General features: G+C 54.8%; 10 protein-coding genes. 3 read left to right on the top strand and 7 right to left on the bottom strand.

Annotated elements, in window-relative coordinates:
• Positions 1-176 precede the first annotated feature (176 nt).
• Both E6C60_RS02340 and E6C60_RS02335 read left to right on the top strand, forming a co-directional pair.
• Positions 177-1,925 (top strand): alpha-glycosidase, encoded by a 1,749-nt coding sequence (locus E6C60_RS02340; RefSeq protein WP_138227586.1) that lies wholly within the window; start codon positions 177-179, stop codon positions 1,923-1,925.
• 181 nt (positions 1,926-2,106) lie between these two features.
• Complete coding sequence (locus E6C60_RS02335) at positions 2,107-3,477, top strand: hypothetical protein (RefSeq protein ID WP_138224284.1); 1,371 nt, start codon at positions 2,107-2,109, stop codon at positions 3,475-3,477.
• On the opposite strand, the gene E6C60_RS02330 is transcribed toward E6C60_RS02335, so the two are convergent.
• The 7 genes from E6C60_RS02330 to E6C60_RS02300 all read right to left on the bottom strand — a co-directional run bounded on the left by E6C60_RS02330 (position 3,474) and on the right by E6C60_RS02300 (position 12,189).
• A complete protein-coding gene (locus tag E6C60_RS02330; protein ID WP_138224283.1) occupies positions 3,474-5,666 on the bottom strand; it encodes an alpha-galactosidase in 2,193 nt (730 codons plus the stop codon). The genes E6C60_RS02335 and E6C60_RS02330 overlap by 4 nt on opposite strands.
• A gap of 115 nt (positions 5,667-5,781) precedes the next feature.
• Positions 5,782-6,519 (bottom strand): ABC transporter permease, encoded by a 738-nt coding sequence (locus E6C60_RS02325; RefSeq protein WP_175415153.1) that lies wholly within the window; start codon positions 6,517-6,519, stop codon positions 5,782-5,784.
• A 2-nt stretch (positions 6,520-6,521) separates the two neighbouring features.
• The gene (locus tag E6C60_RS02320; protein WP_138224282.1) at positions 6,522-7,238 is read right to left on the bottom strand and encodes an ABC transporter permease; all 717 of its coding nucleotides are present in this window, start codon (positions 7,236-7,238) and stop codon (positions 6,522-6,524) included.
• Positions 7,235-8,155 (bottom strand): ABC transporter ATP-binding protein, encoded by a 921-nt coding sequence (locus E6C60_RS02315; protein WP_243896204.1) that lies wholly within the window; start codon positions 8,153-8,155, stop codon positions 7,235-7,237. The genes E6C60_RS02320 and E6C60_RS02315 overlap by 4 nt, the downstream gene beginning before the upstream one ends.
• Before the next feature lie 64 nt (positions 8,156-8,219).
• Positions 8,220-9,644 (bottom strand): HAMP domain-containing sensor histidine kinase, encoded by a 1,425-nt coding sequence (locus E6C60_RS02310; RefSeq protein ID WP_233281106.1) that lies wholly within the window; start codon positions 9,642-9,644, stop codon positions 8,220-8,222.
• Positions 9,641-10,315 carry a response regulator transcription factor gene (locus E6C60_RS02305; protein ID WP_138224281.1) on the bottom strand — a complete coding sequence of 225 codons (675 nt, stop codon included), beginning with the start codon at positions 10,313-10,315 and terminating at the stop codon, positions 9,641-9,643. The genes E6C60_RS02310 and E6C60_RS02305 overlap by 4 nt, the downstream gene beginning before the upstream one ends.
• 140 nt (positions 10,316-10,455) lie before the next feature.
• The gene (locus tag E6C60_RS02300; RefSeq protein WP_138224280.1) at positions 10,456-12,189 is read right to left on the bottom strand and encodes an alpha-amylase family glycosyl hydrolase; all 1,734 of its coding nucleotides are present in this window, start codon (positions 12,187-12,189) and stop codon (positions 10,456-10,458) included.
• Between the two features lie 517 nt (positions 12,190-12,706).
• On the opposite strand from E6C60_RS02300, the gene E6C60_RS02295 reads away from it, so the two are divergent.
• Positions 12,707-13,744, top strand: coding sequence for a LacI family DNA-binding transcriptional regulator (locus tag E6C60_RS02295; protein ID WP_138224279.1), 1,038 nt, complete (start codon positions 12,707-12,709; stop codon positions 13,742-13,744).
• The last annotated feature ends 20 nt before the right edge of the window (positions 13,745-13,764 follow it).

The following is a 13,764-nucleotide window of genomic DNA, read 5'->3' as shown; positions in this document are numbered from 1 at the left end:
AGCTGTCTGCCGCCATCTTGCTCAATAGAACCAGCCGTGTTATATTCTTAGTAAATCGTTTGCACAAACGGTAACAGCATAAATTTGAAGGCAATGTTATCTTAAAGGTACAACCTCGGCTATACTTAGTCCTGGCTGTACCTTTTTTATGATTCCATTGGAGGAGGACAATGATGATGTTATTGGAAGCTGTATATCACCGTCCGCGGAAAAACTGGTCTTATGCCTATGATGGACGCACGGTCCACCTGAGAATTCGCACGAAGAAAAACGACATGACAGAAGTGTATGCCCTTACAGGCGACAAATATTTATGGGATCAGACGATGGAGTACATCCCGATGGAGAAGCTTTCGTCTGATGAGCTCTTTGATTATTGGGAGTGTGAGACCCAGCCTCCTTACCGCCGCCTGAAATACGGCTTCCTGCTGCAGCAGGGACGGGAAAAGCGCTGGATGTCCGAGTACGGCTTCCACGAAGAGCCGCCTGCAAATCCGGACCGGCTGTTTGAGTATCCGTTTATCAATCCCGTGGACGTGTTCCAGACGCCGGATTGGGTGAAGGACGCGGTATTTTATCAGATTTTTCCGGAGCGCTTTGCTAACGGCGACACCTCGAACGATCCAGAGGGTGCCCTGACTTGGGGCAGTGCGGAGCCGAGCCGGGACAATTTTTTTGGCGGGGACCTGCAAGGGGTTATGGACCACCTGGATTACCTTAGCGAGCTGGGCGTCAATGCCATCTATTTCACACCGCTGTTCACAGCGACGACGAATCATAAATACGATACCGAAGATTATATGATGATTGACCCGCAGTTCGGGGACAAGGACACCTTGAAGCAGCTTGTAGATCTCTGCCATGAGCGGGGTATCCGAGTGCTGCTGGATGCGGTGTTTAACCACTCCGGGCGCACGTTCGCTCCCTTTGTGGATGTTCAGAAGAACGGCGAGAATTCCCGGTACAAGGACTGGTTCTATGTTCGTTCTCTTCCGCTGGAAGTGGTGGACGGCATCCCGACCTATGATACTTTTGCTTTTGAGCCGCTGATGCCGAAGCTGAACACCGAGAATCCGGAAGTGAAGGCGTATTTGCTGAAGGCTGCGGAGTATTGGATCACCGAGACGGGGATCGACGGCTGGCGCCTGGATGTGGCGAATGAGGTCGGTCATCAGTTCTGGCGCGAATTCCGTCAGGTCGTCAAAAAAGCGAACCCTGACGCCTACATCCTCGGCGAGGTATGGCATGAATCCTCTATCTGGCTGGAGGGCGACCAGTTCGATGCCGTCATGAACTATCCGTTCACGAACGCTGTGCTGGATTTCTTCATACAGCAGTCGATTGACGCCGAGAAGTTCTCCTTCATGCTCGGCAGACAGCTGGCCGGTTATCCGCGTCAGGCCAGTGAGGTGGCGTTCAACCTGCTGGACAGCCATGATACGGCACGTCTGCTGACGCTCGCAGGCGGCGACAAGCGCCTCATGAAGCTGGCGGCGATGTTCCAGTTCACTTACTCCGGCACGCCTTGCATCTACTACGGCGATGAGATTGGTATGGAGGGCGGACATGATCCAGGCTGCCGCGCATGCATGGAGTGGGATACCGCCAAGCAGGATCGGGAGCTGTTCCACTTCTACCAGAAGCTCATTTCTCTGCGCAAGGAGCACTCGGCTCTGCGTACAGGCTCGTTCCATTTCCTGACGGCTGAGAATCAGAGCGGGAAGCTGGCATACCGCCGTGAGGACGATCAGGAGTCCATCATCATCCTGGTCAACAATGACAAAATGGGCCAGACGCTCAGCGTCCCTGTCGATGACGCCAAGTGGACCAATCTGTGGACCCAGGAAGAAGTACAGGCTGCAAAAGGCCGTCTCAGCGTGAAGCTGCCGGCGTATGGCTTTGCCATCTTGAAGGCCGACGCATAGTTAGGCCGCCCCATCTGCCCCAGCAATGAGTTTGATTGCTGGGGTTTTTTTGTCTTCATCGGCTGCGACGTCGCTCGCTTGCGATCGGTTTTTCGCGTTCGTTTAGCGCGGGGACGGCATACGGACGCATCGGGTTCGGTTTTTCGCGTTCATTTGGCCGGATGCAGCATGCGGTCGCATCGTGTTCGGTTTTTCGCATTCGTTTACTCCATATCCGCCACAGTGGCGCATCGAGTTCAGTTTTTCGCGTTCATCTACTCCAGATCCACGCCAGTGGCACATCGTGTTCGGTTTTTCGCGTTCATTTACTCCATATCCGCCACAGCGACGCATCGAGTTCAGTTTTTCGCGTTCGTTTGGCGCGGGGGCGACATGCGGGCGCATCGAGTTTAGTTTTTCGCGTTCGTTTGGCGCGGGGGCGACATACGGACGCAATGAGTTCAGTTTTTCGCGTTCGTTTGGCGCGGGGGCGACATGCGGGCGCATCGAGTTTAGTTTTTCGCGTTCGTTTGGCGCGGGGGCGGCAGGCGAACGCAATGTGTTCGGTTTTTCGCGTTCGTTTGGCGCGGGGGCGGCATACGGACGCAATGTGTTAGGTTTTTCGCGTTCGTTTGGCGCGGGGGCGGCATACGAACGCATCGAGTTCGGTTTTTCGCATTCGTTTGGCGCGGGGGCGGCAGCCGGACGCATCGTGTTCGGTTTTTCGCGTTCGTTTGGCGCGGGGACGACATACGAACGCAATGTGTTCGGTTTTTCACGTTCGTTTGGCGCGGGGACGACAGCCGGACGCATCGTGTTCGGTTTTTCGCGTTCGTTTGGCGCGGGGGCGGCATACGGACGCAATGTGTTCGGTTTTTCGCATTCGTTTGGCGCGGGGGCGGCAGGCGAACGCATCGAGTTTAGTTTTTCACGTTCGTTTGGCGCGGGGGCGGCAGCCGGACGCATCGGGTTCGGTTTTTCGCGTTCGTTTGGCGCCGTGGCGGCAGGCGGACGCATCGGGTTCGGTTTTTCGCATTCGTTTGGCGCGGGGGCGGCAGGCGAACGCATCGTGTTCTGTTTTTCGCGTTCATCTACTCCAGATCCACGCCAGCGACGCATCGAGTTCGGTTTTTCGCATTCGTTTGGCGCGGGGGCGGCATGCGGGCGCATTGAGTTCGGTTTTTCGCGTTCGTTTGGCGCGGGGGCAGCATACGGACGCATTGAGTTCGGTTTTTCGCGTTCGTTTGGCGCGGGGGCGGCAGCCGGACGCATCGTGTTCGGTTTTTCGCATTCGTTTGGCGCGGGGACGGCATACGGACGCATTGAGTTCGGTTTTTCGCGTTCGTTTGGCGCAGGGGCGGCATGCGGGCGCATCGGGTTCGGTTTTTCGCATTCATTTGGCGCGGGGGCGGCATACGAACGCAATGTGTTCGGTTTTTCGCGTTCATTTGGCGCAGGGGCAGCATGCGGGCGCATGGAGCGCTTCCTCTACCCGAGGACACAAAGAGGGGCCGCCCCCAAAGATATGACATCTTCAGGGGCGGCCCCGCCAGTTAGGGTAAGCGTCCGCTAATTCACAGCCTTCAACCGCACCCACATGCTGGAGAAATCGCCATGCAGGGAGGACACGGGCAGTCCGGCAGCCATAAGCCGGTCGCCGCCCATCACTTCTCCATCGGCTCCTATCTGGTAGTCCTTGCCGGCATCCAGCCCTGCCAGCTGGACGCGCTGCAGTGGACCGTTTGGCTCAGCCAGCACCTTGAAATAGAACACCAGTGCTTCGCTTTTGTCCGGGCTCACGAACATCCACGCCGTCTCATTACCCTCGAACGGGCTCAGCAGCCGGTACAGATCGCCCTGCTGAACCAGGCCGCGGATTTCTTTGTAATCCTTGACCTGCTGTGCTGCAATCTCCTTCTCTTCCTCCGTCCAGCGGGTCAGATCCAGCTCATAGCCGAAGTTGCCAGACATGGCCACATCGCCGCGGAACGAAAGCGAGGTCGTCCGCTCCACCTGATGGTTCGGCACAGCCGACACATGCGCTCCCATCGTGGATACCGGATATACCAGACTCGTTCCGTATTGGATTTTCAGGCGCTCAACGGCGTCCGTATTGTCACTCGTCCAGGTCTGGGGCATGTAGTACAGAATGCCGGGATCAAAGCGTCCGCCGCCGCCGGAGCAGCTCTCGAACAAAATATCCGGAAACTCTGTTGTAATCCGCTCCAGCAGCCCGTAAAGCCCCAGCATATAACGATGCGCCGTTTCCCGCTGCAAATGTGCAGGCAGCGCCGCCGAGCCAATCTCCGTCATGTTGCGGTTCATATCCCATTTCACATAAGAGATCGGTACGTTTCTAAAAATATCACTCAGCCGCTCATACACATACGCCCGGACATCCTCCCGCGACATATCCAAAATCAGCTGCTCGCGGGCTTCCGTCCGCCGGCGGTTCGGCACATGGAGGCACCAGTCCGGATGACTCCGGTACAGGTCACTGTCCGGAGATACCATCTCCGGCTCAAACCAGAGGCCAAACTGCAGCCCCGTCGCCCGTACCCGCTCCGCCAGATCCGCCAGGCCGCCCGGCAGCTTCCGCCGATCCTCATACCAGTCTCCAAGCGAGCTGTTGTCCTTGTCCCGGCGTCCAAACCATCCGTCATCCAGCACGAACAGCTCAATCCCCAGCTCACTGCCCGCTTTGGCGATCTCCTCAATCTTATCTGCATTGAAATCAAAATAAGTCGCTTCCCAGTTGTTGATCAGAATCGGCCGCTCCCGGTCGCGGTGAACGCCCCGGCACAGACGGGTGCGGTACAAACGGTGATACTCGCGGGACATCCCGCCCAGCCCCTCGTCCGAATAGACTAGCACGGCTTCCGGGGTCTGAAACCCTTCTCCCGGATTCAGCTGCCAGGAGAAATCAAACGGATTCATTCCGATCTGCAGCCGTGCCATCCCGAACTGCTCCACCTCAGCCTCCGCCATAAAGCTGCCGCTGTATACAAGGCTGAAGCCATATGCATCGCCTGTATGCTCTGTGGTCTCCGGGCGAACCAGCGCCATGAACGGGTTCAGTTGATGCGAGCTGGAGCCCCGCCGGCTGCCGATTGAAGTGCTTCCCGGTGCCAGTCTGCGGCGCTGAATATGGCGCTCGCGGGCCCATGCCCCGGACAAATACAATACCTCATATCGGCTGTCCGCAAAATCCAGGGAAGCGCTAAGCGCGCGCTCCAGGGCAAGCGTCTCTTCTCCCCCGTTCTCGAACCGAACCGAGCGTGTGATCGCGCTGAAATCTGCAAACACCGAATAGCACAGCACTACCTTCAGTCCTGTAACGTGATCGGCAAGCGTCAGCTCCAGCGTCTCCGCCTCGCGTTCCTGCTCGACATAAACGGCTGGCAGTCCTTCAAGCTCGGGCTTCCCAGCATAAATGGCATGCGATTCATAAACCAGCTCCGTAATCCGGGAGCCGTTCTCTAGCTTCACCTGGTATCCTGGACTTCGGAAATCACTGGATCCATACTGCGGATATTCCTGTGGAAGCGTATCTAATGAGATCGTTTTGTCATCCGGAACCGTGTTCGGAGTGAATGAGGAACGAAGCTCATATTTCAGCATCCCTCCCAGATTGCTGCCCTGGCGAAGCTTGGGACCATAATAGACATGGGCTGCGTAGCCCCGGACAATTTGAATGATATAGCTGGAGTTTTTGGATTGAAGATGAAACAATTCATGGTTCTTGTCAACATAAATAGGCATCAATATACCTCCTGAATAATAGGATGAGCATGACTTCATTCTACTAGCTTATCCAGGAGAAGTAACTTCATTGAAGTGATTCTCTGTATGGACTTTTGTGTCATATTGCCTTTCCCTATACTTCTTTTCGCTGGATATAGACCAGTCCGGCAGCAAAAAACAATATGAATCCGCCCATCACCATAAGCATCCATGTTTGCAGCGGTACTACAAACGCTCCGAAGCCTGTTTCCCCTGACGGCACCATCGCCAGCAGTGGCTGGGCCCATGGATAGTAGGGAGCGTACTGCACCGAGTTCGCCACAAGCATATTCGGAATAGTAAACACCACATTCAGAGCTAGCGGAGCAGCAAAGCTGCTCCAGATTGTAGATAATAACAGCTGTAAGGCCGCCAGCGGCAGACAGGCTGCCCAGCCCCCAAGCAAGCTTGTTGACAGCATATCCCAAGGTAAGGGGGCATGCACGCCATAATACCAGCCTGCACTGAACACCGCTGCCAGAAACAGAAGCTGCACTCCGCCAATAAGAATAGCCACGACGGTGAGCTTGGCGCAATATAGCGCCGTGCGGGAAACCGGAGTCACCAGCAGCTGCTTCCATCCGCCGCTGGCATGCTCGTAGCGGCATATCATCGCTCCAAATATCCCGGTCAAGATCGGCAGGAAGAGCAAGGCGTGCACGCTTGTCATCGTTCCTGCCAGAACATGCCAAGGCATGTCGCTTTCGGGAGCTCCATTTCCGATGCTGATCAGCAGAGCCAGCAAGGGACTGAGCAGCAGATGCAGCCAAATTCGAGAAGAGGACAGCTTCAGCCATTCGGATGACAGAGCTCTGAAGTAATACGTCATCATGCCTAGTCTACATCCTTTCGGTGGAAATGAATCGCTCCTGCCAGGCCGATTAACGCACTCAGGACCAGGCCGGCTCCAATCACTTTGCCTTGTCCGGGACCCTGATAAGCCAGCAGCGGCCACTTCAGCGGAGCATAGTCCGGCAACTGGATGGCAAACAAGGACACAATCGCTGCCGTTACACCGATGCTGACAGGGATGCCTTGATTCTTGAGATGAATGGACATCCACAGCTGGATGGCAAGCAGCGGCAGCGTCCCCGCTAGCGGCGCGAAGCTAATCCGCAGAATGTCATAGACCGGCATCTCATTCACTGGCATTCCGAGCATGAGGCCCAGACCAATGATACCGACGAACAGCAGCGCACATGAGAAGCATAGCAATATACAAAGTACCACAAATTTTGAACTAAACACCGCGGTCCGGCTGATCGGCAAAGCCAGCAGCTGCTTCCAGGAGCTGTGCTGGTGCTCCACATTGGCCAGTAGCGAGCTGAGTAATGCCGCCCCCAGAATGAGGGCAATGGGCACAAAGCTAAAGATGTTCTCCAGCAGACCGCCCCACATATCCGCAGCATAAGCCTTCATCAAGTAATCGAAACGCAGTCCGTAATTCAGCGCCTGCATGCCAATGAGTCCGATGGGACCAATCACGGCCAGCAGCCAGATGCCCTTCCCCCGGATCTTCAGCTCTTCCGCAAATAACGCCCGGCTCATCATAAGCTGTTTCCCTTTCCGACGATCTCCATAAAGATGTCCTCCAGCGACCTGCGCTTCTCCTCCACCCGGTATACCATATGGTGCTGTTCTACCAGCTGCCGAACGACATCGGCTACTTGGACATCCGGCATCGGTGCAAGGTCCAGCATACCGGCCCGCAGCCTGCCACGGCATCCCAGCTTCAAAGCGAGTCCCAGCGCATCTTCAGGATCAGATACGCTGAACGTAAAGCCCTCGGAGGCTTGGGATACCAGCTTACGTACGGTGTCCTGATAGACCAGTTTGCCTTCTCGAATAATCCCGACCCGGCCAGCCATTAATTCAATTTCGCTTAACAGGTGGCTGGATACGAGAACCGTGACCCCGTATTGCATGGGCATGCTTACGATCAGCTCCCGAATCTCCTGAATGCCGGCGGGATCCAGCCCGTTCGTCGGCTCGTCCAGAATAAGCAGCTCAGGACTGCCCAGCAGCGAAGCGGCAATACCGAGCCGCTGCTTCATTCCAAGCGAATATCCTTTAACCGGCCGCTTGGCTTCCCGGGTCAGTGAGACCATGTCCAGCACCTCGTCAATCCGTTGTTTAGGCACCGCCAGAATGCGGCGAAGTGCTTCCAGATTTTCAACAGCGCTCAGATGTCCGTAATAAGAAGGGGACTCTACGAGCGAACCTGTCCGCCTTAAAATAGTCAGCTTTTCCTTCTTCAAATCCCGGCCGAATATCTCAATGACACCGTGTGTCGGCTGGATCAAGCCCAGCAGCATGCGGATGGTGGTCGTCTTCCCCGCCCCGTTCGGTCCCAGAAAACCGTAAATATCTCCCTTCGCAATTTGCAGATTCACCTGATCCACGACGGCACGCTTTTTGTACATTTTGGTCAGCCCTTTGGTTTCAATAACCCATTCAGCCACATTCATCACCTCGGAATTCACTTTAAAGCTCCAAGGTTAAATACCGGTTGCCTCCCTGTTTAAAATTAGATTAAAATTCACGTCCTCCCTCACGTCCTGCTGGCTGCGACAACGTAAACACCGTCCCTTGCGTCCCGGATTGGATTTGACAGTCAACTTCCATTTCTTTCGCCAAAAAATGAACGATGGCCAGGCCTATTCCAGACCCCGTTCCCGGCGTTTTTGCATCCATTCCCGGACCCTTGTCGCTGATCAACAGCGCCTGTACCCCGTTATCAAGCACGGTCCTATGAATGCCAATATAACCGCCGCCTTTAGCATGACGGACTACATTTTGGAACAGATTATCCAGCAGACGCTTGAACCAGAGCTCGTCGATCCTCCACACCCAGGCTCCGTCCTGCAGCTCGATGTCCAGCTCAATCCCCTCCTTCTCCCAGAGAGGATACCAGGCCGCCGCGCTTTCCCGAACGAGCCGCAAAAGGTCAAGGGGTTCCCGCTCCAAAAGCACTTTGCCGCTCGTCAGCAAGCTATAAGAGAGAAGATTGTCGATCAATGCTCCCAGGTCTTGGATTTTGGATTCCATCAGATGCAGTGATTTACGGCCGTTGATTGACAAGGCTTCCTGCTCCATTGAAAAAATATGGCTGCGGATCACGGTCAGCGGAGTGCGGAGATCATGCGACAAGTTGGCAATCAGTGACTTCCGCAGCTCCGCCTCCTCCTGCTCCCGGTGCCTGCTTTTCGCAAGCTGCTCTACCATAGCGTTATAGCCAGCCTCCAGCTGACCAATCTCATCGGATCTGTGCATCACAACCGGCTCTGGCAGCGCATGGTCATTGGAGGAGGTCATCGCATCCCGAAGGCGAAGCAGCCTTTTACGAATCCGGACAAAAAACAGCCAGGAGATTACGATAAACATCAGGGCTATCAGCATGAGCAGAATGAAGTACAGGATGGACTCTCCGCTGCTATTGGCGCTCTGATAGAGATGTTTACGCGGAAGCTGAATAACCATAAAACCCTGGCCGCTGCTCCATTCGCCCCCTATAAAAGCGACAGAGGTAAAGGGATCTCCGTTCACCGCCCGCTTCATAAAAGCTACCGCCTCAACCGCTGACCACAGCGCTGGCACAGACTCCCCGTTCGAAAGCGTCAGCCGGGTCCGGTTCTCCCCATCTACCCAGAACATCGATGCCTCCGGATACATATCCTTCAGCTGGACGAGCCGCTCTTCAATCTCGGTGGGAGAAGCAGTATTCAATGCTTCTGCTTCCGCGTGCCATAAAGTTTCCAGCTCCACTCCATTGGTGTAGCGCTCGTCCTTGGATACCGCTTCGTTCTGTATTAAATCGTTCACATACCCATACATCACGCCGCTCAACGGAAATACAATCGGTAAAAAGAGCATCGCAATGCATACAATCAGCAGATAGCGGGATGTGAGCGAGTTCCGGTAGCCTCTTCTCTTCCGCTGCCAAGGCAGCCGTGTCATGACCGCACCCTGTAGCCTAATCCACGTACAGTTTCGATAACGGTAGGAGCGGCAGGGTCGTTTTCCAGCTTTTCACGCAAATATCGAATATGCACCATCAGGGTCTTGTCTCCTTCAATATAGGACTCCCCCCACACGGCCTCATAGATTTGCTCTTTGGTCATCACCCGGCCCTGATGGCGTAACAAGTACTTGAATATCTGAAACTGCTTGCCGGTAAGCATGACTTCTTCGCCGCTCTCGATATTCACCACCCGGTTCTCTTCCTCATATACCTTTAGGTGCTGCAGTATGGCTGGCTCAGGGGAGGATACCGAGAAACGCCGCCGCAGCACTTCGATTCTGGCCGCCAGCTCATCCGGATGAAACGGTTTCGTGAGATAGTCGTCCGCGAACTGGAGACCTTCAAGCTTGTCATCAATGGAGGTTCGTGCCGTGAGCAGCAGGATCGGAAGACCGGGACAGGCTTTTTTCAAGCGCTGACCCACTGTAAAGCCGTCAAGTCCTGGCAGCATCACGTCCAGGATGGCCAGACTGCAGTCTTTTGCGCTCTCTATAGCCCGCTCACCGCTTCTCAGCCACACAACGCTGTACCCTCTTTCTTGCAAAAAGCTGCTGACCCACTGGGCAATATCGCGATCATCTTCTATGTATAACAAGCTTCTGTTCACTTGAGTTGATCCTCCTTCATCTCACCATCTGCTATGCATTATAGCATGCACGTAAAGACTACCTTGTGAGCTGATCACTGGCTCAGCGCAACATCAAAAAGAGCCTGACTCTCCTTGCGCACTGAGTCAGGCTCCTTCCATTATTCCAGCACTACCGTGGTGTATCCCGGCAGGCTCAGCTCACGGCCCTGCAGCACCGCTTGCTCCGAGGTGGAGCGGGACAGCGTTGTGAAGCCGCCGGCTGCAGCTTCATCGAGCGTAATCCGGACCTCGTCTCCTGACAGGTTATGCATCACGAGCGCCTGCAGCTTCTCCGTGCTTCGGGTATATGCCATGACGCTGCCATGACCAGAGGCGTACTGTCCGATGTTCCCGTCCCGCAGCGCAGGAAGGTCGTTACGCCAGCGAATAAGATTCCGGTAGCGTACCAGCAAAGAGTCTTCACGCTGCAGCTGCTCACTGACCCCCTCCGTGCGGCCGCTGCCATTGAAGGTCATCGGCTCCCAATTCGTCTGGGCAGCATCCTTCTCCCCGCTTGACCAGACCATGGGCTCACGAATGCGCTCATCCGGCTTCGCCCCCTGCATGCCGATCTCTTCGCCGTAATAGATGAATGGATTTCCTGGCAGAGTCAGCAGAATGCCGGCCGCCATCTTCGCTTGCTCCTCCTGATTCCGCAGCTGCGTCATCACCCGGTTCTGATCATGGTTCGCGAGGAATACGGCATCCGTAAACTGCCCCCCGGACACTTTGCTGAACAGGCCATAGGTCCGCTCCAGCGTAAAGGCCAGATTATTGTCTTTGCCGCTCTGAACGGCACTCAAAATTTTCTCCGCCAGGCCAAAGTTAAATCCGGAGTCAAACGCCTGATGAAGATACGGAGCAATGGAGGCCGCTGAATTCTCCCACACCTCGCCCACAATATATGCATCCGGATTCACCTCATCCATGCTCTTGCGGAAATCCTGCCACCAAGCGGTATTCTTGGCTGTGGTGCTTTCAGACTTATCTGCCGCCAGGTCCTCGTAAATATGCTTCGCTGCATCGAGGCGAAATCCATCCACACCCTGCTTCAGCCAGAACTGCCCGATGTCCTTCATTTCCTTCTGAACATCTGGATTGTCCAGGTTCAAATCCGGCATGCCGCCCCAAAAAATACCGAGGTAATGCGCTCCGTTCTTCTCATGCCATGGGTTGCCTCCACCGGCTGCGCTGACGCCGGTCGGCTCTTTTCCCTGATCCTCTGCCCATACATACCAGTCTCGTTGATCCGAGCTCACGTCTGATGAAGCTTCCAGAAACCAGGGATGCTCCACACTGGAGTGGTTCACGACCAGATCCATAATGATCTTGATTCCCCGCTTGTGTGCTTCGTCCATCAGGCGCCGGAAATCCTCCAGCGTGCCATACTCCGGATGAATATTCCGGTAGTCTGTGACATCATATCCATGATAGGACGGAGACGGATTAACCGGCATCAGCCAGATTCCGGTGACGCCAAGATCATCCGTCGTTTCGGGCTTGCCGTCGTTCAGGTAGTCCAGCTTGCTGATGATGCCGTTCAGATCCCCAATGCCGTCTCCGTTCGAATCCGCAAAGGACCTCACAAAAATCTCATAATACACCTCGGACGGCTGTTCATCCACAGCTGCCGCCGCACCGCTTTCCTGTCCTTCTCCTGCTCCGGCACCGCCTTCAGCGGGAGCGGCCTTCTCTGCCGCCGGCTGCTCCACTGCCGTTCCCATCTCACCCTCCGGCTCTCCTGCTTCCTTCCCGCTGCCGCACCCCGTCACAATCCCGCCTGCCAGAAGGGCCGAGAGCGCCGCTGCCGCCCATTTTCGCGTTGCCTGTCTCTGTTTGCTCTTCACCGTCATCCCTTGTTCTTCCTTTCGCTATAAAATGGTGCAAACGATTGCTTAGACACATAGCTTCAGTCACTCATCAAGTCTTTCTTTCGCTGATTCAGCTTGAATAAGATCTCAAACCACCCTTTGTATCCGCTTTCTATTCCTTGTTAATTCGCTTTCAATTCCATTTCTATCTTACCTTAATTCACGCTAATGTTAAACCGTTTGCACAAAATTTCTGTTGAAGTGTGTCTGCACAAACCCTCCCGATCTCATTCAATCACTTGAAATCAGCATAATTCTTTGTTTTTCAAACGTTATCTTCCTGAACCGGACCGGTGCTGCATGTATTTACAAGTACCGGAATACGCGATAAGATAACAGTATGTAACCGTTTAATTTGTAAATGGGCATCAACAAAGGCTAGGCAGTGACATCCTATTACAGCCGCCGTACATTCAATCGCTTGATTTCAGCTTCACTTTTAATCTATTTCAATGAGTGACTATAACTTAGGCAAACGGTTCCACCGGAGGAGGTTATCATGTCTGTAACAATTAAAGATGTTGCTAAAAAGGCGGGCGTATCTCCTTCCACGGTTTCCCGGGTGCTTTCCAATCATCCCAGAATCAGCAGAGAAACCTCTCGCCGCGTCAAGGATATTATGGAAGAGCTCGGCTACCACCCGAATATTATGGCCAAAAGCCTCGTTTCCAAAACGACCGAAAGCATTTGCGTGATCCTGCCCAAGCCCGCTGAGGAGCTGTTCCTCAACCTGTTCTTCATGGAGCTGATCCGGGGGATTGTAGCCCAGGCCAACCGCGCCGGGTATGATGTTCTGATCAGCTCGGGCGGCAATGAGAAGGAAGAGGTTGAAGCGGTATCGCGCCTGCTGCACGGACGCCGGGTAGACGGCGCAATCCTGCTGTACTCCCGCCAGGACGACCCGGTCGTCAATTTTCTGAAAACTCATGATTACCCGTTCGTACTGGTCGGTCGAAGCGACAGCTACCCCGATATTTTGTCCGTCGATACCGACAACGTGCAGGCTGCCTATGATGCGACCCGGCATCTCATTGCTCAAGGGCATGAGCGGATCGGCTTTGTCAGCGGTCCTCCGAATCTGGTTGTGTCCAAGGACCGGCTGGAAGGGTACAATCGGGCACTGTCTGATTGCGGAATTGCAATGCGCAAGGACTGGATCGTCGAGGGAGAATTTCTGCAGGACAGCGGCTACCGCGCCATGTCCTTCTTTATGAATCTGCCGGAACGCCCGACAGCGCTCGTCATCGTGGATGACATTGTCTCCTTCGGTGTGCTGCGCGGCCTGCATGAGCTGGGCTATAAGGTGCCGGAGGACGTATCTATTATAAGCTTTAACAACATTTCGCTTACGGAGCTGTCTACCCCGCCGCTAAGCAGCGTAGATATCGGCATTTACAATCTGGGCTATACCGCATCTCAGGCGCTGATCCAGAACATTCGTCATGATGGAAGCTCGGTGCTGCCGAACCGCTATGTCATTCCGCACCGGCTTATGATTCGCGAATCGTCCATGTACTCCATGCCGAGATCGCTCTAGTTGGACTCAGGCTGACACAG

It is taken from the genome of Paenibacillus algicola, assembly GCF_005577435.1.
Lineage (GTDB): Bacteria > Bacillota > Bacilli > Paenibacillales > Paenibacillaceae > Paenibacillus_AQ > Paenibacillus_AQ algicola.
This window is presented reverse-complemented; position numbering and strand designations above follow the sequence as displayed.